This is a genomic window from Cellulomonas alba (assembly GCF_030362835.1).
GTDB classification, from domain to species: domain Bacteria; phylum Actinomycetota; class Actinomycetes; order Actinomycetales; family Cellulomonadaceae; genus Cellulomonas; species Cellulomonas alba.
Genome location: NZ_JAUCGQ010000001.1, coordinates 1,786,826 through 1,807,980, shown reverse-complemented (window position 1 = coordinate 1,807,980; position 21,155 = coordinate 1,786,826). Strand labels below are relative to the sequence as shown.

Below are 21,155 nucleotides of genomic sequence, written 5' to 3'. Positions count from 1 at the left end.
TCAGGAAATGCGCCGGAGAATGTGACGTGCGCCATTTCGTGGCGTGTTCGCGACGTATTGTCAGAACGAATTCCGACGCGCCAGTGCACGCGCCGCCTCGCGGGCGTCCGGGACGACCGACGCGAGCCCGTTGCCCGCGACCCACGCGCCGCACACGGCCACGCCGGGCAGACCGGCGACGGCACGCCGGACGGACGCGACCGCGTCCCGATGGGCGGCGCTCGGTCGGGGCAGCGACTGCGACCAGCGGACGATCGCGTGGCCCGCGACGCGCTGCGCGTCGAGCGGGACGCCGAGCAGCACCGACGCGTCGGCGAGGGCCGTCTCGACCAGGGCGTCGTCGCCCGGCTCGGGCCCGGTGCCGCCGCGCGGGGTGCGGGCCGTCGCGTCGGCTGCCGTGGCCCCGCCGGCCGCCCCCGTGGCCGCGCCCGGGGCAGTCTCGTCGTCGGCGCGCCCGTACGACAGCCGCACCACGTGCCGGCCGGCCCCCGCCGCGCGAGCCGTCCACGCCCACTTCGCGGTCGCGTGCGTCAGCGCCTTGGCCTGCACGTCCCGCGCCTCGCGCGCGACCAGGACCCCGGTGCCGCGCGGCGCTCCGTCCAGTGCGGGCTCGTCGAGCACGAGCGTGACGAGCGTGACCAGCGCGCCGTCGTCGAGCCGCACGTCGGCCAGCGCGGGCGCCAGACCCGCCGCGAGCGCGGGTGCCGCCGGCGTCGCGAGCACGACGCGGGGCGTCACGATCGCGGAGGTGCCGGTCCGGCCGCGCGCCTCGACGCGGTACGCCTGGCCGCCCGGGTCCTGCGTCAGCGACGTCGCCGAGGTGCGCAGCCGCAGCTCGCCGCCGCGGGCCGCGAGGTCCGCCGTGAGCGCGTCGACCAGCACGTGCAGCCCGCCGTCGAGGCCCAGCACCGCCGAGCCCGCGGGCGCCGCGGACCGCAGCCGCACCACCGCGCGGGCCAGCGACCCGCCGCTCGCCGCGCGTGCCGCGCTCAGTCCGGGCGCGACCGCGTCGATCGCGAGGCCGTCGGGCTCGGCTGCGTGGACGCCGCCGACGATCGGCCGCACCAGCCGGTCCAGCACCCGCCGGCCCATGCGCGCGCGGACCAGGTCGCCGAGGGTCGTGGCACGCGCCCCGATGCGCTCCGGCAGCAGCAGGTCGAGCCGTGCGCGCCACGCGCCGAACGCGCCGAGGGTGCGCCGCACGTCGTCGGCCCCGGGCTCCGACGGGATGCCGAGCAGGCCGGTGCGCGGCAGCGGTCCGTCGCCCGAGGGCAGGTGGACCCACGAGCCACTGGGCTCGGGCGCCGCGAGCCGGCCGGCGAGGCCGAGCTCGTCGACCAGCGCGGCGACCGTGCCGCCCCGCGTCGCGAAGGACTCCGCGCCGGCGTCGAGCCGGATGCCGGCGACCGTGTGTGCGCGCACCGCGCCGCCGGCCGCGTCGCGCGCCTCGAGCACGAGCACCCGCAGGCCCGCGATGCCGAGCTCGCGCGCCGCGACCAGACCGGCCACGCCGCCACCGACGACGACGGCGTCCCAGCGCTCGACGGTCCCGGCGGGCGTCGGACCGGCCGTCGTCGTCACGGCCGGTCGTCGAGCGGCAGGTCGTGGACCAGCTGGGCGACCCGCGTCAGCACGTCGGGGTTCGTCTCCGGCGGCACGCCATGGCCGAGGTTGACCACGTGGCCGGGCGCCTGCGCGCCGCGCGTGACGACGTCCCGCACGTGCGCCTCGAGCACGGGCCACGGCGCCGCGAGCAGAGCCGGGTCGATGTTGCCCTGGAGCGGCGTGGTGCCCCCGAGCCGGCGGTTCGCCTCGTCGAGCGGGAGCCGGTAGTCGACGCCGACGACGTCCGCGCCGACGTCACGCATCGCGCCCAGGAGCTCGCTCGTCCCGGTGCCGAAGTGGACCTTGCGGATGCCGAGGTCGGCGACGTGGGAGAGCGCGCGGGCGCTCGCCGGCGCCACACGGTCGACGTAGTCCGCGAGGCTCAGCGCGCCGGCCCACGAGTCGAAGAGCTGCGCCGCGCTCGCGCCGGCGAGCACCTGCGCCCGCAGGAACTGGCCGGTCACGTCGGCGGCCCAGGTGGTGAGCGCCTCCCAGGTCTCCGGGTCGGCGTGCATCAGCGTGCGGGCCGCGAGGTGGTCACGCGAGGGCCCACCCTCGACGAGGTACGCGGCCAGCGTGAAGGGCGCGCCGGCGAACCCGATCAGCGGTGTCCCGCCCAGCGCCGCCACCGTCCGGGCGACGCCCTCCGCGACCGGCGTCAGCGCGTCGGGCGTCAGCGCACCGAGCCGCGCCACGTCGTCAGCGGTGCGGACGGGCGCGCCCATGACGGGCCCGACGCCCGGCTTGATCTCGACGTCGACCCCCGCGAGCCGCAGCGGCACCACGATGTCCGAGAAGAAGATGGCGGCGTCCACGTCGTGCCGCCGCACGGGCTGCAGCGTGATCTCCGACGCCATCGCGGGGTCGAGGCACGCGTCGAGCATCGGGACGTCGGCGCGCAGCTCGCGGTACTCGGGCAGCGACCGCCCGGCCTGTCGCATGAACCACACCGGGCGTCGGCTCGGGCGGGCCCCGGAATATGCGGCGACCAGCGGAGAATGCGTGGTGCGGCCGTCGATCAGCGGATGGTTGTCGGGAAGGCTCACGTGGGCGATTCTGCCCGACAAATCCTGGGGTGATTAAATCGGCCCCGTGGTGCTGCTGTCCCTTGTCGCGAGCCACCACGACCTCGACCTCACCGTGCTGGAGCGTCTCTCCGCAGACACGCACGCCGTCGGCCGGGAGCTCGTGGCGGCCTCGCCCTCGATCCGGGGTGCCGTCGTGCTCGCGACGTGCAACCGGTTCGAGCTGTACCTCGAGGTGGACGACGCGCAGCACGCCGAGGCCGCCCGCGCCGCCGCCGCGACCGCCGTCGCCGGCCGCTCCGGCTACGCGCCCGAGCGAGTCGCCGCGCATCTCCCGGCGCTGCTCGACACCGACGCGGCCGCGCACCTGTTCGCCGTCGCGAGCGGGCTCGAGTCGATGGTGGTGGGCGAGCGTGAGATCGCGGGCCAGGTGCGCCGCGCGCTGACGGCGGCCCGCCGGGACGGCACGACGACGGGCGGCCTCGAGTCCCTGTTCCAGGCGGCCTCCCGCGTGTCGCGGTCGGTCGAGGGCGCGACGGGGCTCGGCGCGACCGGGCGGTCCGTGGTCGGTGTCGCGCTGGACATCGCCGAGGACGGACTGCCCGACTGGTCCGAGGTCTCGTGCGTCCTCGTCGGCACCGGCTCGTACGCGGGTGCGTCGCTCGCGGCGCTCAAGGCCCGCGGCTGCGGCTCGGTCCGGGTGTTCTCCGCCAGCGGGCGGGCCGCCCAGTTCGCGTCGGCGCGCGGCGTCGCCGCGATCCGGCACGGCGCGGACCTCGCGACCGAGGCGGCGGGCGTCGACCTCGTCGTCTCGTGCAGCGGCGCCGCGGGCTCACTGCTCGAGGTCGGGGCGCTCGCCGCGGCGCGCGGCGGGGACGCCAGGCCGCTGACGGTCGTCGACCTCGCGCTGCGGCACGACGTCGACCCCGGCGTCGGCGACCTGCCCGGCGTGCGGCTCGTCACGCTGATGTCCGTCGCGCAGCAGGCGCCCGCCGAGCACGCGGCCGTCGCGGGCGCCCGCGACCTCGTGCGCACTGCCGCCGCGGACTACGAGGCCGACCGCCGCGTGCGCGAGTGGAACCCGGCCGTCGTCGCCGAGCGGACGCGCGTGCTGGGGGCCCTGGAGGCGTCGCTGGGCGCCGCGCCGGCCGACGAGCGCGCGGCCCGGTCGCTGCGGCGCCGGACGCGCACACAGCTGCACGGCCCGACGGTCCGGGCCCGCGAGGCCGCGCGGGCCGGGGACACCGCGGCCTACGCCGCGGCACTCGCCGAGCTCGCGGCGATCGAGGCGCCCGTGGTCGACGCGGCGGCCGCGCCCGAGCCGACGCTCGTCTGACCCGCCGGGTCGCTCACAGCTCCGCGGCGCGCTCCACCCGGCTCGGCAGCTCGCGCCACAGCCCCGCGTCGAGCCAGGTGCCGCCGACGAGCACCTCGACCCCCACGAATCGCGACGGCCACACTGGCTCGGCCTCGAGGTGGGTGTCGAGCGTCGCGAAGGCCGCCTCGTCCGTCCGCGCGGTGAACGGTGCGCCAAGAACGAGGCCCTTGTCCGTGACCGCACGGTAGGTGGGCACGTCAGCACGGTAGCGGGCGGAATCGGGCGCGTCGATGCCCGTGGCGCTGGGCCCGCGGCCCGCCCAGCCGGCAGCGACACGCGCGTGCGGGCGTGACGAAGGGAGGAGCGCGCCGGGCCCGGACGGGGGGGAGGGCCGGGCCCGGCGCGCGTCCCGCGGGGTCACGACGACGACGGCGTGGCCCGGTCCGGGAGGCGCTGCACGCTCAGGTGCGCACCGTGTGGCGTGTCGCGGGGCCGGGGGCCCACGTGTGCGGCACGACCTGGTTGGTCTGGATGTCCGTCAGCTCCGCGGCGTAGACGACGCCCTCGTAGACACCCGCCTCGAGGCAGTCGAGCTGGAGCCGCTCGGCGCGGTCGATGTCGTCGCCGAGGTGCGAGATGCGCGCGACGACGTACCGCTGCGCGTCCTGCCACTGGTCGACGACGCGCACCGAGAGGCCGTTCCACCGCGCCGTCAGGTCGAGCTCAAAGAGCTCCGTCACGTCCTCGCGCGCCACGCGGCGGTACCACCGGCCGGAGGGGGCCTGGTGGAAGCCGGTCTCGGCGAGAGGCGGGTTCGCCAGCGCGAGGACGACGGTCGAGCCGCCGTCCACGACGTCCGCCTCGAGGTAGGCGTTGTGCCACTTCGCGACCGGTCCGACGCACCGCGACAGCGACGCGAGCGCGGGGCGGGGGGCGCCGAGCTGCGTCACGGTCCACCCGGTGCCGACGTCGCCGTAGCGCGCGAGCAGGCGCTGCGTCCCGTCGTCGAAGATGCGCACGAGCTCGGCGCCCGGGGGGATGCGGGAGTGCCGGAGCCACCACAGCGGGAGGATGTAGCCGGGCACGTCGCGGTACTGGAGCTGCGGCGACGACTCGAAGCGCAGCACGTCGATCGAGCGGTCGTACGGGCTGAAGGGGGAGCCCGCGTAGCCGAGGCCGTGGACCTCGAAGAGCTGCGCCGGAGTGGTCGCGAACGCGACGTCCTCCGCGCGCACGACATAGCCCGCCACGCGGTCGTGGCCCGCTGTCAGGTGGGCCCTGGACAGCGTGGGCGTGATCGCCTTCTGCATGAGGGTCACGAGGCGTCCTTGCCGATGCGAGTGAACGGATGCGAAACCGGAAGAAATCCGACGGATCGGTCGCGCCGATTGTGCCGAACGACCCGGGCGTATGTCCAGGTCGCGTTCACGTGCCGGGAGTGGCGGCGTCGAGCGCGTCGTCGCAGGTCGGAGCGGCCTTCACTCGGACGGGTGACGAATCGCGCGATGAGAGGACTCTCACCGCGCGGTGACCTCACTCGTCGAGGAAGGCCACCAGCTCGGCCGCGAGGCCCGTGTAGGAGCCCGGCGTGAGCGCCGCGAGGCGGGTCTCGACGTCGGACGGGAGGCCCAGACCGCCGATGAAGTCGCGCATGTCGCCGGCCGTCAGGCGCCGGCCGCGCGTCAGCTCCTTGAGCCGCTCGTACGGGTTCTCCATGCCGGTGACGCCGGCGACCGAGGCGGCGCGCATCGCGGACTGCACGGGCTCGCCGAGCACCTCCCAGTTCTCGTCGAGCTCGCGCGCCAGCAGGGCGTGGTCGACCGAGAGGGCGCGCAGGCCGCGGCGCACGTTGTCGATCGCGAGCAGGCTGTGGCCGAAGGCGGGGCCGATGTTGCGCTGCGTCGTCGAGTCGGTGAGGTCGCGCTGCAGCCGGCTCGTCACGAGCGTCGCCGAGAGCGTGTCGAGGAGCGCGCACGAGAGCTCGAGGTTCGCCTCGGCGTTCTCGAACCGGATGGGGTTCACCTTGTGCGGCATGGTCGACGAGCCGGTCGCGCCGGCGACGGGGATCTGGATGAAGACGCCGCGGCTGATGTACGTCCAGACGTCCGTCGCGAGGTTGTGCAGCACGCGGTTGAAGCGCGCGACGTCGGCGTAGAGCTCGGCCTGCCAGTCGTGCGACTCGATCTGCGTGGTCAGCGGGTTCCACGTCAGGCCCAGGTGCTCGACGAACGTGCGGCTGACGACCGGCCAGTCGGCGCCCGGCACCGCCACGACGTGCGCGCCGAACGTGCCCGTCGCGCCGTTGATCTTGCCCAGGTACTCGTCGGACGCGATGCGGCGGAGCTGGCGGCGCAGCCGGTGCGCGAGCACGGCGAGCTCCTTGCCGAGCGTCGTCGGCGTCGCGGGCTGCCCGTGCGTGAGCGCGAGCATCGGCACCTCGGCGTGCTCGTGCGCCAGCGCCGCGACCTCGTCGACGAGGCCGCTCGCCGCGGGGAGCCACACGTCGCGGACGGCGCCGCGCACCATCAGCGCGTACGAGAGGTTGTTGACGTCCTCGCTGGTGCACGCGAAGTGCACGAGCTCGCCGACGAGGTGCAGCGCCGAGCCCTCGGGCGCCGCGGCGAGGCGGCGCTTGAGGAAGTACTCGACGGCCTTCACGTCGTGCACCGTGGTCCGCTCGATCTCCGCGAGCTCGGCGACCTCGTCGGGCCCGAACGTCTCGACGACCCCGCGCAGGTACGCCTCGTCCTCGGGCGTCAGCGACGGCGCCCCGGGCACCACGCCGTGCGCGGTCAGGTGGATGAGCCACTCGACCTCGACGTGCACGCGCTCGCGGTTGAGCGCCGCCTCCGAGAGGTGGTCCACCAGAGCGGCCACCGCGGCGCGGTAGCGGCCGTCGAGGGGCCCGAGAGCGATCGGCGGGGTGACGTCGGCAAGGCGGACACGACTCATGACGCCATTGTCCCAGAGCACGGTCCTGCGCCGATCGGGTGTCCGCGGCCCGGGCCGTCGGTGCGGCTCGCTAACCTTGCCGGGTTGCCGACGGGGGCGGCCGGCACGGGGTCGCCGCGACGGCGCGCGCGGACCCCGAGAAGGAGCGGCATGACGACGAGCAGGCGGGGTCAGACGCCCGCGCTCGTGGCGTCGCTGGTCGTGCTCGTGGTGCTCGGCGCGGCGCTCGCCGGGCCGTGGCACGTGCGGTCGCACCCGTTCAACGGGTTGTTCTCGGGTGCGCTCGACCTGCCGTCGCTGCCCGCGCAGCAGCCCCTGCCGACGCAGACCCAGGCGCCTGCGGCGTCGGGCCACGACCCGTTCCTGTCGATGTACGTGGTGATCGGCGCGATCGTCGGGACGATCCTGCTCGTGCTGGTCACGCGCTGGCTCGCGCGCGTCATCCGCGACCACCGCCCGCAGGTCGGCGCGGACGAGGCGGACGCCGGCACCGAGACGGGCGTGGACCGGATGGCGACCCTGCCGGCACTGGCCGAGGGTGTGCAGGACGCGCGTCTCGCGCTCGGCCAGGACGTGCCGCCGGGCGACGCCGTCGTCGCCGCGTGGGTCGCGCTCGAGCGCGCCGCGCAGCGGACGGGCGTCTCGCGCGACCCCGCGCAGACCCCCACCGAGTTCACGGTCGCGGTGCTCGACGAGACGCGCGCCGATCCCGCCGCGACGCGCTCGCTGCTCGAGCTCTACCTGCGCGCGCGGTTCTCCGAGCACCCGCTGACGGCGGCCGACGTGACCGCCGCGGGCGCGTACCTCGAGACGTTGAGCGCCGGGGTCGGGCACCGCCGACGCGGCGACGAGCCGGGGGCCGGCGCATGACGGTGCTGCGCCGGATCGTGGGCTTCGCGACCGTCGGGGTGTTCGTGATCATCGCGGGGGTCCTCGCGGCGTTCGGCGTGTCGGTCGGCTCCGCGCTGCTGGTCGGTGCCGTCGCCGCGGGCGCCGTGCTGCTGTTCCAGCGGCTCGACCAGCCGGCGGACCCCGACTTCGAGCACCTGCGCGTCGACCACCGCGACGGCGCGCGCGGCGACCTGCAGGAGCTGACGTGGGCGATGGTCGCGCGCGACGGCCGCGTCGGGGAGCGCGTGCTGCGCCGCATCCGGCTCGTCGCCGCCGGCCGGCTCGCGCGCCACGGCCTGACGCTCGGCGAGGCGGCCGACGAGGCCGTGATCCGGGCGCTGCTCGGCGACCGCGCCTACGAGACCCTCACCCGCCTCCGCTCGCCCCTGCCGTCGATCGCCGACGTGCGGCACACCGTCGACCTGCTCGACCACCTCGGTCCCAACCCCGGGAGGACGTCATGACCCAGCCCGCCACGCCCGCCGAACCGCTGACCGTCGCGCAGGTGTCCGCGCGCGGCGAGGCCGTGCTCGAGGAGGTGGCCACGGCGGTCGTCGGCATGGAGCAGCCGCTGCGGATCGCGCTCGCGGCCGTCCTCGCCGGCGGGCACGTGCTGTTCGAGGACGTGCCCGGCCTGGGCAAGACGCTCGCTGCGCGGAGCCTCGCGACGGCACTGGGGCTCGAGTTCAGCCGCGTGCAGTGCACGCCCGACCTGCTGCCCTCCGACATCACGGGCTCCAGCGTGTTCGACCCCGCGTCGGCGGAGTTCCGGTTCCGGCCCGGCCCGGTCTTCACGGGGCTGCTGCTCGCCGACGAGATCAACCGCACCGCGCCCAAGACGCAGTCCGCGCTGCTCGAGGCGATGGCCGAGCGCCAGGTGACGGTCGACGGCGAGACGTACCCGCTGGAGCAGCCGTTCCACGTGGTCGCCACGTCGAACCCGGTCGAGTACGAGGGCACGTACCCGCTGCCGGAGGCGCAGCTCGACCGGTTCATGGTCCGGCTCGCCGTCGGGTACCCGAGCGCGGAGGCCGAGGTCGACGTGCTCGCGCGCCGCCTCGCGCGCCGTCACGAGTGGGCGACCGTCCGCAAGCTCGTCGACGCGCAGACGCTGCTCGCCATGCAGGCCGGCGTCGAGGCGGTGCCCGTCGACGCGGACATCTTGAGGTACTGCGTGGACCTCGCGGCCGCGACCCGGCGGCACGACGCCGTCGAGGTGGGCGCGTCGCCGCGTGGCTCGCAGGCGCTCGTGCTGGTCGCGCGCGCGCTCGCGGTGCTGGGCGGGCGCGACTTCGTGACCCCCGAGGACGTCAAGGCCGTGGCCGTGCCCGCGCTCGCCCACCGTCTGTCGCTGACGCCGCAGGCGTGGGCGACGGGCCTCGCGCCCCAGCGCGTGGTCGAGGAGGTCGCGGCCCGCGTCCCGGGCCCGACGACGGCGCGGCGGGCGTGACGAGCCGGCCGTCTCCGCCCGCGCGCCGGTCCTGGGGCCGGACGCGCGTCAGCGTCGCGGCCGCGTACGTCGGCGGCGCGCTGCTGCTGATCGGCGCCGTGACCGGACGCCCCGACGTCGCCGTGCTCGGCGCAGCGCCGATCGTCAGCGCGACGTGGGCCTGGGCGCGACGCCCGGTCGGGTCGGTGCTCGTGGATGCCGGCGAGGCCGGCCCCGAGGTGCCGTCCGGCACCCTCGAGACCTCGCTCTGGATCGACGGTCCGCCCGGCACGGTCGCGGCGCTCGTCAGCCTGCGCCGCCGCGCGCGCGAGGTGTCGGAGGTCCTGGTCGCGACGCCGACCGGCCATCGGAGCCTCCCGTTGCGCGTGGTGACCGTGCGCACCGGGCCGCAGGAGGTCGCGACGCTCGACGCGCAGGGGCTCGGCGGCGGCCTCGGATCGATCTCGGCACCGAGCGAGCCCCGCACGCGTGCGGCGCTGGTGCTCCCGACGACGCGGCCGCTCGACGACCTGCCGCTCCCGCCGCGCCTGCGCGGCCTCACCGGGTCGCACGACTCCCGCCGCCCGGGCGAGGGCGGCAGCCTGCGCGACGTCCACCCGTTCGCGCCGGGCGACCGGCTCCGCCGGATCGACTGGCGCGTCACCGCCAAGCGCGCGCCCGACCTGCACGAGCTGTACGTGCGGCGCGAGCACGCGCTCGCCGAGGCGGTCGTCATGCTGATCGTCGACTCGCGCGACGACGTCGGCCCGGACCCGCGCACGTGGCGCGGCTCGCTGCAGCCGCGCGCGCAGGACGCGACGTCGCTCGACCTCGCGCGGCAGGCCGCCACGTCCGTCGCGCAGGCCTACCTCTCGATGGGTGACCGCGTCGGGCTCGACGACCTCGGCGCGCGCCGGCGCGCGCTGACCCCGGGCGGTGGACGCCGCCAGCTCGACCGGGTGCGGCACGCGCTGGCGCTGACGAAGCCCGAGGGTGAGCCGCTGGCGCGCGTGCGACCGCCGCAGCTGCCGTCGGGCGCGCTCGTCATGGTGTTCTCGACCTTCCTCGACGACGGCGCGGCGCAGGCCGCGGTGCAGTGGCGGCGGTCGGGCCACCGGGTGGTCGCGGTCGACGCGTTGCCGACGCTGCGGACGCGCGGGTTCGACGACCGCGAGCGGCTCGCGCTGCGGCTCGTCCGGATCGCGCGCGAGGACAGGCTCGCGGGCCTCCAGGACCACGACGTCGAGCTCGTGCACTGGCGCGACGCGCCCGCCGTGGCGCTCGCCGGCCTCGCGCGGCGCGGGCGCCGACGGCCGGGAGCGGCGTCATGAGGCGGCGGCTGCGGGCGTTCGTGCGGCGCTGGCTGTGGGCCGAGCCGCCCGACGACGTCGTGGTCGGCGTCGGCCGGTGCGTGCCCGGCTCGCTGGTCCGCCTCGCGGCGGCCCTGCTGGCGGCGGCGCTCCTCGCGACGTTCGCGTTCGCGGTCGTCGGCTGGTCGGCACGCCTCGGCATCGGGTTCGCGCTCGGGGCGGCGATCCTCGTGGCATGGTCGCCGGGCATGGTGTCCGTGCCGATCGGGCTCGTCGGCGTCGGCGTGCTCGTCGACGGCGTCCCGCCGGTCGGCCTGCTGCTGGCGCTCGTGCTGCTCGTGCACCTGGTGGTCGTGGCGGCCGTGCTCGCGGCCCGGGTGCGGTTCGACACGCTCGTCGAGTGGCGCGTGATCGGCCGCCTCGGGCGCGAGTTCGCGGTGGTGCAGGTGGGCGCGCAGGTGCTCGCGCTGGGTGCCGCGGCGCTCGCGGGTGCGGACCTGCGGGCCGGTGACGGGGTCCGGGCGGCCGCGCTGCTGACGACGCTCGTGGTGCTCGTGGTCGTGCTGCCGCGCTTCGAGCGCGTCGAGGTGCGGCGGCGGGACTGACGCGGCGGGTCCGACGGCGGCCGACGCGCGCCGATCCGCCCACAGCCCGCGTCCCGGAGCGGCGCCCCACGGCGCGGCCCGACCTCGGCCGCTGCCGGCTCGGGCGCTCCTAGCGTCGCGGCATGGCGGGTTCCGAGGTGGCGGGGTTCGTGCGCTGGGCGCTCGACGACGTGGAGGCGGCGCTGCGTGTGGTGCTCGACGCGCGCGGCGTCGAGTGGCGCTCGCCGGCGGCCGAGCGGTACCGCGCGGCGCTCGACGACGTCGGTGCTCGGCTGCGGCTCACCCGGGCACGGGTCGCGGCGGCGCTCCACGCGGCAGCGGCGCTCGACGCCGCCGTCGACGGGTCGGTGTGGCGCGGCTCCGCGCTCGACGCGGGTGAGGTGTGGCTCTGAGCGCCGACCGACCGGCCCTGTGGCTGCGTGGCGTGGGGCGTGCACCCGAGGTCTGCCTGTCGTCGTTCGACGAGCTGCCGCCACCGGTCACCGACCCCGGGACGCTGGGCGCGGGCTGGTCCGGGGGCATCCGGGTCTACGGCGGCAGCCGGCCGACCTCGGTGGACCTGGACGACCTCGACACCATGACGCGCACGCTGCGCGTCGCCGCGGACCGCCTCGATGCCGCGGCCACCGCCCTGCGCCGCGCCGCCGCGCTGTGCAGTGCGCACCTGGTCCACGAGCCCGGAGCGGCTCGCCCGGCGTTCGACGCCGTCACTGCCGCCGGTCAGGGCGTGCACGGACCGGGCGTGTGCGCCGACGAGCTGCGCGACCTCGCCGTCCGCGTCCGGCACGCGGTCGCGTCGTACGACGGTGCCGAGTCGTTCGTGGCCGGGATGGCGCGGGCCGAGCTCGCGCGCGACGCGGCGCTCGTCGGCAGCTCGCCGCTCCTCGCAGCGACGGTCGCCGTCGGTGCGGCCGCGCTCGCGGCCACGGGCGTCGCGGTGCTGGCCGGCACGCGCGGACTCCTGTGGGTCACGTCGCCGCTGCGCCGATCCGGTCACGGCGACGACCCCCTGCTCGCCGCGTTCGACCGGTCGGTCGGTGACGCGCTCGGTCCGCTTCCCGCGCTGCCCGACCGGCTCGCCGCCGACGGCCGCGGCACCTGGGAGGTCACCGCGGCCGCCGCATTCCTGCAGGCCGCGCTCGGCTCCCGGGTGGCCGTCCCGCTGCTGCGCCACCCGGTGCCCGCGACCGCCCGCGACCTCGCGAGCCGGCTCGGCGACGCGCCTCCGACGGTGGTGGTCCCGCGCGTCGACCCACCGCAGCTCGACCCGCCCCGGACGACCGCGGACGTGCTGGGCGACGTGGCCGCGACGTACACGCCGGGCAGCGGCGGCAGGCCCGGCACGCCGCCCGGGACGATCACCGTCCAACGGCTGGAGCACCCGGACGGCACGGTCGGGTGGGTCGTCGCGGTGCCGGGCACGCAGGCCTGGGTCCCGGGAGGCGCCGCGCCGACGGACCTGACCACGAACCTGCGGGAGGTCGGCGGCGTCGCCGACGACATGACGACCGCGACCGTCGAGGCGATGCGGCTCGCGGGCGTCCAGCCCGGCGACCGGGTGCTCGTCGCGGGCCACAGCCAGGGCGGCATGACGGCGATGAGCGTCGCGGCGGCCGTCGGCGGGTACTACGACGTACGGGCCGTCCTCACCGCCGGCTCGCCGGACGTGCCGGGACGGGTGCCGCCGGGCGTGCAGGTGCGGGCCTACCGGCACACGGAGGACGTGGTGCCCCAGCTCGACGGGCGCCCCGACGAGGGCGGCCGGCAGCAGTCGGTCGTGACGCGCCGGCTCGCCGCGACAGGCGGGCCTGCGCACCCGACGGTCGCGCAGGCGCACTCGATCCGGGAGTACGTCCGCACGGCGAGGCTCGCGGACCGTGACCTGGCGGGCAGCCCCGCGATGCGCGCGTACGACGAGGCGCAGGCGCAGGTGCTCGGCCCGCCGGGCACCACGCAGACGACGCTGCAGTTCCAGGCGACGCGCGACCCGGCGCTGGCCGCGACCGACCCGGCGACCGGCCTGCCGCGGCCGCCACGGATCGAGCCGGTCTACCCGGTGGCGCGGTGAGCGCCGCGGGTCAGTCGCGGTGCGGGCCGGGGATCAGCAGCGAGAGGACGAAGCTGACGACCGAGATGATCAGCGCGGCGATCACGGCCGTGCCGAAGTTGTTGATCTCGAGGCCCCAGTGGGTGCCCGACGTGATCCACGCCGTGAGCTCCAGCAGCGCGGCGTTCACCACGAGCGTCAGGAGCCCGAGCGTCAGCACGTACAGCGGGAACGCGACGACGTGGATGATCGGCTTGAGGATCGCGTTGACGATCCCGAAGACGAGCGCGATGCCCAGGATGACGAGCACCCTCTCGCCGCCGCTCGAGTCCTCGGGCTTGATGGTCAGCCCGGGCACGATCAGCGTCGTGAACCAGATCGCGATCGCGTTGATCACGACTCTCAGGACGAATGCCATGGGCCGATCCTGCCAGGCCGACGGCCCGAGGACGGGGCGGACTCGCGCGTGACCACCGTCGTGCGCAGGGCTCGCGCACCGGCGACGCCGCAGGTCGCGGGACGTCGGGCCGTCGGGGCGCGCTCCCGCGGATGGCATGCTGGGCGCGTGACGCGCGTCCCCCTCCGCCACGCCCTGGCCGACCTGCCGCCGTACGTCCCCGGGGGTCGCGCCCCGGTCGGTGCGGCCGCGTTCAAGCTGTCCTCGAACGAGAACCCGTACCCGCCGCTGCCGTCGGTGGTCGCGGCGATCGCGGACGCGGCGGTCGACGTGAACCGGTACCCCGACATGTACGCCACCGAGCTCACGGCCGCGGTCGCCGACTCACTCGGCGTGGACCCGGCGGGCGTCGTCATGGGCAACGGCTCGGTCGCGGTGCTCGCGCACGTGCTGGCCGCGGTGGTGGAGGCGGGCGACGAGGTCGTGTACCCGTGGCGCTCGTTCGAGGCGTACCCGATCGCCGTGTCGCTCGCGCACGCCGCCGGCGTGCCGGTCCCCGTGGCGGCCGACGGCCGGCTCGACCTCGCGGCGATGGCGGCCGCGGTCACGCCGCGCACCCGGGTCGTGCTCGTCTGCACGCCGAACAACCCGACGGGTCCCGCGGTCCACGCCGACGAGCTCGCCGCGTTCCTCGCCGCCGTGCCGGGCGACGTGCTCGTGGTGCTCGACGAGGCCTACGTCGAGTTCGTGCGGGACCCCGACGTGCCCGACGGGCTCGCCGTGTTCGCCGAGCATCCGAACGTCGTACTGCTGCGCACGTTCTCGAAGGCGTACGGCCTCGCCGGCCTCCGGGTCGGGTACGCCGTCGCGCGCCCGCGGCTCGCGACGGGCATCCGGGCCGCGTCGACGCCGTTCGGCGTCTCGCACCTCGCCCAGCTCGCGGCTCTCGCTTCGCTGCGCGCGCGCGACGAGCTGCTCGCCCGGGTCGACCGCGTGGTCGCCGAGCGTGCCCGCCTGCTCGGCGCGCTCCGCCGCCAGGGGTGGACGCTGCCGGACAGCCAGGCGAACTTCGTCTGGCTCCCGCTGGGCGACCAGGCGACGGCGTTCGCCGAGCGCTGCTCGCGCGCGGGCGTCATCGTCCGGCCGTTCGCGGGCGACGGCGTGCGGGTGAGCGTCGGCGAGCCCGAGGCCACCGACCTGTTCCTCGAGGTCGCCGCGGAGTCCCACCCGCGCTGAGCGCGCGGCCACCGTCGCCGGGCGGCGTCGAGCGACGCTGCCGGCGCCCCCGCACCCCACTCCCGAGGGGTGATCTTGACGCGGTCGTTCCTGCCGCGCCCGCTTGCTCCCCCGCTTGCGCGGGCGCCCGCGGGGCCAGGAGGCCACGATGGCGCCATGCTGCTCGCCACCGACTCCGACTCCAGCTCCCTCCTCGCGTCCGGCCTCGCGATCTTCTGGGTCGCGCTCGTCGCGTTCATGTGGGTGGTCGTGCTGGTCGCACTGATCCGCGTCATCCAGAAGGCCGGGTACTCCGGCTGGTGGGTGCTCATCGGCCTCGTGCCGATCGTCAACCTCGTGATGTTCCTGGTCTTCGCGTACGGACGCTGGCCCGTCCTGGAGGAGAACGCGCGGATGCGGCACCGGCTGGAGCTGCCGCCGGGTCGTTGACGGCAGCGCCGCGGACGGCGCGCACCCACCCGCCGAGGCTGTCCGCGTCGGGCGGCACGCCGGTCCCACGGTCCGAGCGCCCGCGGGGGTCCGCCCTGTCGGAACCCGACAAGCCGCTCCGTCGAGCCTTGTTCGCGTGCTGCGCTCGTAACCTACGGTCGCGTAGCCTACGCTGACGTAGGTTCGGGGCCCCGGGTCCCGGACGACCCCAGTCCCGGCACGCAAGGAGTTCGCGCGTGAGCTCGACGGATCCCTCGACCGGAGGTCCCCTGACCGACGACGGTCTCGTCCAGCTGCTGACGCCCGAGGGCGAGCGCGTCAGCCATCCCGACTACGACGCGCGGGTCGCGCACCTGACGGCCGACGACCTGCGCGGCATGTACCGCGACATGGTCCTGGTCCGCCGGTTCGACACCGAGTCGACGTCGCTGCAGCGCCAGGGCGAGCTCGCCCTGTTCGCGCAGGCGCTCGGCCAGGAGGCCGCGCAGATCGGCTCGGGCCGCGCGCTCGCGGCGCAGGACCACGTCTTCCCCAGCTACCGCGAGCACGGCGTCGCGCACACGCGCGGCGTGGACCTCACCGAGGTCCTGCGCCTGTTCCGCGGCGTCGACCACGGCGGGTGGGACCCGGTCGCGAACGGGTTCCACCTCTACACCCTGGTCATCGGATCTCACGCCCTGCATGCGACCGGCTATGCGATGGGCGTGCAGCGCGACGGCCGTGTCGGCACGGGCGACCCCCAGCGAGACACGGCCGTCGCGGTTTACTTCGGCGACGGCGCCACCAGCCAGGGCGACGTCAGCGAGGCGCTCGTCTTCGCCGCGGTCAACAACGCGCCGCTCGTCTTCTTCTGCCAGAACAACCAGTGGGCGATCAGCGAGCCGACGACGCGCCAGACGCGCGTCCCGCTGAGCCACCGCGGCACGGGGTTCGGCATCCCGTCCGTGCGCGTCGACGGCAACGACGTGCTCGCGAGCTACGCGGTGACGGCCGAGGCCCTCGAGCGCGCACGGTCCGGCGGCGGCCCGACGTTCATCGAGGCGTTCACGTACCGCATGGGCGCGCACACGACGTCGGACGACCCGACCCGGTACCGCTCCGCCGCGGAGGAGGAGTACTGGCGCCGGCGCGACCCGATCGACCGGCTCGCCGCCCACCTGCGCGCCACTGGCGAGCTGTCGCCCGAGTTCGAGGCGCAGGTCTCGGCCGAGGCCGACGCGCTGGGCGAGCGCATCCGCACCGCCGTCCGCTCGATGGGCCGGCCGGAGGCCGTCTCGATGTTCGAGCACGTCTACGCCACCTCCCACCCGACGGTCGACGCCGAGCGCGCGTGGTTCGAGGCGTACGAGTCGTCCTTCCTGGATTCCGCCTCCGAGGGGAGCCACCGATGAGCACCACGCTGGACGCCGTCCACGCACCGACCGCCGCGGCGCCTGCGCCCTCGCGCGTCGGCCAGAAGATCACGTTCGCCAAGGCGATCAATCTCGGCCTGCGGCGCGCGCTCGAGCAGGACGCCAAGGTCCTGCTGATGGGCGAGGACATCGGCAAGCTCGGCGGTGTCTTCCGCGTGACCGACGGCCTGCAGAAGGACTTCGGCGAGGACCGGGTGGTCGACACGCCGCTCGCCGAGTCGGGCATCGTCGGCACGGCCATCGGCCTCGCGATGCGCGGCTACCGGCCCGTGTGCGAGATCCAGTTCGACGGGTTCATCTTCCCCGCGTTCGACCAGATCACGACGCAGCTCGCCAAGATGCACTACCGGTCGAAGGGGCGCCTGACGCTGCCCGTCGTCATCCGCGTGCCGTTCGGCGGCGGGATCGGCGCGGTCGAGCACCACAGCGAGTCGCCCGAGGCGCTGTTCGCGCACACCGCCGGCCTGCGCGTCGTCAGCCCGTCGACGCCCGGCGAGGCGTACACGATGATCCAGTCGGCGATCGCGTCGCCCGACCCGGTGCTGTTCTTCGAGCCGAAGGGCCGCTACTGGGAGAAGGCCGACGTCGACCTCGACGGCGAGCCGTCGCTGGGGCTCAACAAGGCGCGCGTCGTGCGGGCCGGCAGCGACGTCACGATCGTGGCGTACGGGCCGACCGTCCTGACGGCGCTCAAGGCCGCGGCGACCGCGGAGGCCGAGGGGACGAGCGTCGAGGTGGTCGACCTGCGCTCGATCTCGCCCATCGACGTCGACACGGTCGTCGAGTCGGTGCGCAAGACGGGTCGGTGCGTCGTCGTGCACGAGGCGCCGGTCGCGTTCGGCGCGGGCGCCGAGGTCGCGGCACGCGTCACCGAGCAGTGCTTCTTCCACCTGCACGCACCGGTGCTGCGCGTCGGTGGGTTCCACGCGCCCTACCCGGTCGCCAAGATCGAGCACGACTACCTGCCGAGCCTCGACCGCGTCCTCGACGCCGTCGACCGCGCCATCGCCTACTGACCCGCACGCCCCGCCCGTACCCCGTCTGCTCGCCCGACCGCGTCCCTCGCGTCCAGATGCGCACCCGTCGGTGCGTACCTCGACGACACGGACGTGGTCGGCGGGCTCTGCTCAGGCCGATCAGGAGAAGCCCGTGCCGACCTTCCACCAGTTCCCGCTCCCGGACGCCGGCGAGGGGCTGACCGAGGCCGAGATCGTCGCGTGGCACGTCGCCGTCGGCGACACGGTCGCGGTGAACCAGACGATCGTCGAGATCGAGACGGCCAAGTCGCTCGTCGACCTGCCGAGCCCGTGGGCCGGCGTCGTCACCGCCCTGCTCGTCCAGCCGGGCACGACCGTCGAGGTCGGGACGCCGATCATCGAGATCGACACCGACCCGGACGGCGCGGGTGCGCCCGACGACGCGGCCGGAGGTGGCGCGGCGGCTCCGGCCGGTGGCGCGGTGTTCTCGCCCGACGAGCCGGCACGCGGGCACCGCCGTGGCGCGGACCGGTCCGGCATCGAGCCCGGCGGGGCCGACGAGATCGAAGCGGCGCGCGACGCCGAGGGCGGGGACGACGGCGGCCGCACGGCCACCACCGACGGCACGGACGGCGCTGACGGCACGGACGGGGCCGACGGCACGGACGGCGCCGAGGGCGTCGCGGCGGCCGCGCCGGACGTCGTCACCGCCACTGCGGGCGCCGGCTCGGCGGGCGCCGCCTCGACCGGCGCCCCGAGGGCCGCAGCGGGCACCCCGAAGGCCGCCGGCGCCGCACCGGCCGAGCGCGAGGCGGTGCTCGTCGGCTACGGCCTCGCGGACGACGCGGCGGGACGCCGCCCGCGCCAGCAGGGCGCCGGCAGGGCGCACGCGCTCGCCAAGCCGCCGGTGCGCAAGCTCGCTCGTGAGCTCGGCGTCGACCTCGACGCCGTCGCGGCGACGGGACCGGGCGGCATCGTCACGCGCGAGGACGTGCTCGCCCACTCGGCGCAGGCCGAGGGGCGCACGCTCGCCACCTACTCCGCGGACGACTCGCCGTGGCGCGCGTCCGGCACGGTCTCGGCCGACGGTCGTCAGACGCGCGTACCGGTCAAGTCGGTGCGCAAGCGGACCGCCGAGGCGATGGTCACGAGCGCGTTCACCGCACCGCACGTGACGGTGTTCCACACGGTCGACGTCACGCGCACCATGCGGCTCGTCGAGAAGCTGCGCGCCGACCGCGAGTTCTCCGACGTCCGCGTCACCCCGCTGCTGATCGCCGCGAAGGCGCTGCTCATCGCGGTGCGCCGCCACCCGGAGATCAACGCCTCGTGGGACGACGCGGCGCAGGAGATCGTCTACAAGCACTACGTGAACCTCGGTATCGCGGCCGCGACGCCGCGCGGGCTGGTCGTGCCGAACCTCAAGGACGCGCACCGGCTGGGCCTGCACGACCTCGCGCTCGCGCTCGCGGAGCTGACCGGGACGGCGCGTGCCGGCAAGACGTCGCCCGCGGACATGGCGGACGGGACGATCACGATCACCAACGTCGGCGTGTTCGGCATCGACACGGGCACGCCGATCCTCAACCCCGGCGAGGCCGCGATCCTCGCGTTCGGCGCGATCCGCGAGCAGCCCTGGGTGCACAAGGGCAAGATCCGGCCGCGGCACGTGACGCAGCTCGCGCTGAGCTTCGACCACCGGCTCGTCGACGGCGAGCTCGGCTCGCGCGTGCTGGCCGACGTCGCGGCGGTGCTGGCGGACCCGGCGCAGGCTCTCGTCTGGGGCTGACGCGGCGCGGCGAGACCGTGAGGCCGGTCCGAGGCCGTGAGGTCTGCCGGGTTCCGTGAGTCGCGGCTCACGGAGACCGGTGGGACGTCACGGTCTCGCGGGCGTCGGCATCGGCGTCGGCGGCGGCGGTGTTCAGGTGCGGGCGGGGAGCTCGACCGCGAGCACGGCGATGCCGCCGAGGATCGCCACGACCTCGGACGCGAACGCGAGCCAGACCGGCACGCTCGCCCAGCGCTCGTGCACGTGGAAGAGCCCGCCGGGCATCGTCGACCAGAGGAACGCCCCGAGGGTCAGGACGCCGAACCCCACGGCGAGCAGCGGCGACACCCACGACCGCCACGCCAGGAGCAGCACCGCGATGACGATGCCGCCGATCGCGTTGACGAGGAAGGCGGGCCCGATGACGTCGAGCAGCCGGAACCCCGTCGCCCAGAGCTGGAAGTGCACGGCCGCGGAGAGCAGCACGCCCGTCGCGGTCAGTGCGCGCAGGATGTCCGACGCGAGCTCGGTGCCGGAGTGCGTCGTGCCCGTCCACGACTGACGGCCCCACCTGCGCTCGGCGTGCTGCGCCGCGGACTCGGGCTCCGGGTCCGCACGCCACTGGAACTGCGGCTCCGTCATGGTCACCACACCGTCCGTCCCGGACCCTGGCGCGCCTCGACGGTGCGCCCTCGGGCCGAGGCTAGCGGCGCGGGCGCGCTCACGGCCCGACGAGCGGCGCCGGCGCCGCGCGCGTCGAGTCGACGGCGGATCAGCGGCGGACGCGCGGCCGCTCGACCCAGAGGATGACGAGGCCGAGCACCACCGCGACGACCTCCGCGACGAAGCACGTCCAGATCGCCCAGCCGGACCACTCCTCGTGCACGTCGAAGAACCCGCCGGGGGTCGTCGACCACAGGAACGCGGTGAGCGTCGAGACGCCGAACCCGAACGCGAGGAACGGCGGCACCCAGTGGTGCCACGTCGTCAGGAGCAGCCCGATGACGATGCCGCCGATCGCGTTGAGCAGGAACGCGGGCCCGACGACGTCGAGCACCTTCATGCCGCCGGCCCAGAGGTCGAGGTGGATGACGCCCGACAGCATGACGGCCGCGGCCGTCACGCCGCGCAGCAGGTCGGACGTGCGGGTGCGGGGCGTGTCCCACGTCGTCAGGCGTCCCCGCATCGTCGACGTCGGGGCAAGGGTCTGGGTCATCGTCATGCCTTCCCTGCGAGCACTTCGCCGTTGCTAACGTGCACGTCGACCGGTGCGAGCGGCCGCGGCGCCGGCCCGGACTGGTTCTGGCCGGTCAACGAGTAGGTCGAGCTGTGGCACGGGCACTTGAGCTGCTTGCCGTCCGGCACGACCGTGCAGCCCATGTGCGTGCAGATCGCCGTCATCGCGACGATCGTGCCCGCCTCGGGCTGGGCGATGATGATCGGCTTGCCGTTCGCGTCCTTCGCCGAGACCGCGCCGCCGACCGGGACGGCCGAGACCTGCGCGAGCGAGCCGTCCGCGCCGGCCTTCGCCTGCCCGCCCCCACCGGCGCCGCCGCCCGACGAGCCCGAGCCGCACGCCGCGAGCACGCCCACCACGGCCGCACCGAGGCCGACCGCTCCCGCGCGCTGCAGGACCTGACGGCGGTCGAGGCAGCCTGCGCAGCTGTGCGCGTCCTCGGGCGCGGCGTCCTCGGTGCGGGGGGTGTGCGTCAGGCGGGGCATCGCGACCTCCGTGCGGCGGTGGGCGGACCCCG

At 75.7% G+C, this 21,155-nt stretch carries 22 protein-coding genes; 13 read left to right on the top strand and 9 right to left on the bottom strand.

The window, feature by feature from the left end:
* Positions 1-60: 60 nt before the first annotated feature.
* Positions 61-1,581, bottom strand: coding sequence for a protoporphyrinogen/coproporphyrinogen oxidase (locus QRT04_RS08295; protein ID WP_289454747.1), 1,521 nt, complete (start codon positions 1,579-1,581; stop codon positions 61-63).
* Positions 1,578-2,651: a uroporphyrinogen decarboxylase gene (hemE, locus tag QRT04_RS08290; RefSeq protein WP_289454746.1), complete on the bottom strand. Its 1,074-nt coding sequence runs from the start codon at positions 2,649-2,651 to the stop codon at positions 1,578-1,580. The genes QRT04_RS08295 and hemE overlap by 4 nt, the downstream gene beginning before the upstream one ends.
* A gap of 46 nt (positions 2,652-2,697) precedes the next feature.
* Here hemE and QRT04_RS08285 point away from each other — a divergent pair, with 46 nt between their 5' ends.
* Positions 2,698-3,966 carry a glutamyl-tRNA reductase gene (locus QRT04_RS08285; protein ID WP_289454745.1) on the top strand — a complete coding sequence of 423 codons (1,269 nt, stop codon included), beginning with the start codon at positions 2,698-2,700 and terminating at the stop codon, positions 3,964-3,966.
* Positions 3,967-3,979: 13 nt separating this feature from the next.
* Here the strand turns inward: QRT04_RS08285 and QRT04_RS08280 are convergent, their stop codons facing one another.
* From QRT04_RS08280 to purB, 3 genes are all read right to left on the bottom strand, one after another.
* Positions 3,980-4,204, bottom strand: coding sequence for a hypothetical protein (locus tag QRT04_RS08280; RefSeq protein ID WP_289454744.1), 225 nt, complete (start codon positions 4,202-4,204; stop codon positions 3,980-3,982).
* Between the two features lie 205 nt (positions 4,205-4,409).
* Positions 4,410-5,258, bottom strand: a complete 849-nt coding sequence (locus QRT04_RS08275; protein WP_289455738.1) for a hypothetical protein — start codon at positions 5,256-5,258, stop codon at positions 4,410-4,412.
* A 223-nt stretch (positions 5,259-5,481) separates the two neighbouring features.
* Positions 5,482-6,900 (bottom strand): adenylosuccinate lyase, encoded by a 1,419-nt coding sequence (gene purB, locus QRT04_RS08270; protein ID WP_289454743.1) that lies wholly within the window; start codon positions 6,898-6,900, stop codon positions 5,482-5,484.
* Between the two features lie 150 nt (positions 6,901-7,050).
* On the opposite strand from purB, the gene QRT04_RS08265 reads away from it, so the two are divergent.
* The 7 genes from QRT04_RS08265 (at position 7,051) to QRT04_RS08235 (ending at position 13,203) form a co-directional block, all read left to right on the top strand.
* Positions 7,051-7,770, top strand: a complete 720-nt coding sequence (locus QRT04_RS08265) for a DUF4129 domain-containing protein (protein WP_289454742.1) — start codon at positions 7,051-7,053, stop codon at positions 7,768-7,770.
* Positions 7,767-8,255, top strand: coding sequence for a hypothetical protein (locus QRT04_RS08260; RefSeq protein ID WP_289454741.1), 489 nt, complete (start codon positions 7,767-7,769; stop codon positions 8,253-8,255). The genes QRT04_RS08265 and QRT04_RS08260 overlap by 4 nt, the downstream gene beginning before the upstream one ends.
* Positions 8,252-9,241, top strand: coding sequence for an AAA family ATPase (locus QRT04_RS08255; RefSeq protein ID WP_289454740.1), 990 nt, complete (start codon positions 8,252-8,254; stop codon positions 9,239-9,241). Before QRT04_RS08260 ends, QRT04_RS08255 begins: the two co-directional genes overlap by 4 nt.
* Positions 9,238-10,551, top strand: coding sequence for a DUF58 domain-containing protein (locus QRT04_RS08250; RefSeq protein ID WP_289454739.1), 1,314 nt, complete (start codon positions 9,238-9,240; stop codon positions 10,549-10,551). Before QRT04_RS08255 ends, QRT04_RS08250 begins: the two co-directional genes overlap by 4 nt.
* Positions 10,548-11,135: a hypothetical protein gene (locus QRT04_RS08245; protein WP_289454738.1), complete on the top strand. Its 588-nt coding sequence runs from the start codon at positions 10,548-10,550 to the stop codon at positions 11,133-11,135. Before QRT04_RS08250 ends, QRT04_RS08245 begins: the two co-directional genes overlap by 4 nt.
* 122 nt (positions 11,136-11,257) lie before the next feature.
* Positions 11,258-11,527 (top strand): hypothetical protein, encoded by a 270-nt coding sequence (locus QRT04_RS08240; protein ID WP_289454737.1) that lies wholly within the window; start codon positions 11,258-11,260, stop codon positions 11,525-11,527.
* A gap of 32 nt (positions 11,528-11,559) precedes the next feature.
* Positions 11,560-13,203 carry a hypothetical protein gene (locus QRT04_RS08235; protein WP_289454736.1) on the top strand — a complete coding sequence of 548 codons (1,644 nt, stop codon included), beginning with the start codon at positions 11,560-11,562 and terminating at the stop codon, positions 13,201-13,203.
* A gap of 10 nt (positions 13,204-13,213) precedes the next feature.
* Here the strand turns inward: QRT04_RS08235 and QRT04_RS08230 are convergent, their stop codons facing one another.
* Positions 13,214-13,600 (bottom strand): phage holin family protein, encoded by a 387-nt coding sequence (locus tag QRT04_RS08230; protein ID WP_289454735.1) that lies wholly within the window; start codon positions 13,598-13,600, stop codon positions 13,214-13,216.
* Positions 13,601-13,747: 147 nt separating this feature from the next.
* On the opposite strand from QRT04_RS08230, the gene hisC reads away from it, so the two are divergent.
* From hisC to QRT04_RS08205, 5 genes are all read left to right on the top strand, one after another.
* A complete protein-coding gene (gene hisC / locus QRT04_RS08225) occupies positions 13,748-14,815 on the top strand; it encodes a histidinol-phosphate transaminase (protein WP_289454734.1) in 1,068 nt (355 codons plus the stop codon).
* 156 nt (positions 14,816-14,971) lie between these two features.
* Positions 14,972-15,244 carry a DUF805 domain-containing protein gene (locus QRT04_RS08220; RefSeq protein WP_289454733.1) on the top strand — a complete coding sequence of 91 codons (273 nt, stop codon included), beginning with the start codon at positions 14,972-14,974 and terminating at the stop codon, positions 15,242-15,244.
* Positions 15,245-15,480: 236 nt separating this feature from the next.
* Positions 15,481-16,635 carry a pyruvate dehydrogenase (acetyl-transferring) E1 component subunit alpha gene (gene pdhA / locus QRT04_RS08215; RefSeq protein WP_289454732.1) on the top strand — a complete coding sequence of 385 codons (1,155 nt, stop codon included), beginning with the start codon at positions 15,481-15,483 and terminating at the stop codon, positions 16,633-16,635.
* On the top strand, positions 16,632-17,672 hold the full coding sequence (locus QRT04_RS08210; protein ID WP_289454731.1) for an alpha-ketoacid dehydrogenase subunit beta: 1,041 nt from the start codon (positions 16,632-16,634) through the stop codon (positions 17,670-17,672). The genes pdhA and QRT04_RS08210 overlap by 4 nt, the downstream gene beginning before the upstream one ends.
* A gap of 133 nt (positions 17,673-17,805) precedes the next feature.
* Positions 17,806-19,422 (top strand): dihydrolipoamide acetyltransferase family protein, encoded by a 1,617-nt coding sequence (locus tag QRT04_RS08205; RefSeq protein WP_289454730.1) that lies wholly within the window; start codon positions 17,806-17,808, stop codon positions 19,420-19,422.
* A 132-nt stretch (positions 19,423-19,554) separates the two neighbouring features.
* Here the strand turns inward: QRT04_RS08205 and QRT04_RS08200 are convergent, their stop codons facing one another.
* From QRT04_RS08200 to QRT04_RS08190, 3 genes are all read right to left on the bottom strand, one after another.
* The gene (locus tag QRT04_RS08200) at positions 19,555-20,043 is read right to left on the bottom strand and encodes a hypothetical protein (RefSeq protein ID WP_289454729.1); all 489 of its coding nucleotides are present in this window, start codon (positions 20,041-20,043) and stop codon (positions 19,555-19,557) included.
* Between the two features lie 130 nt (positions 20,044-20,173).
* Complete coding sequence (locus QRT04_RS08195) at positions 20,174-20,617, bottom strand: hypothetical protein (RefSeq protein WP_289454728.1); 444 nt, start codon at positions 20,615-20,617, stop codon at positions 20,174-20,176.
* A gap of 2 nt (positions 20,618-20,619) precedes the next feature.
* Positions 20,620-21,123 (bottom strand): QcrA and Rieske domain-containing protein, encoded by a 504-nt coding sequence (locus QRT04_RS08190; protein ID WP_289454727.1) that lies wholly within the window; start codon positions 21,121-21,123, stop codon positions 20,620-20,622.
* Between the last annotated feature and the right edge of the window lie 32 nt (positions 21,124-21,155).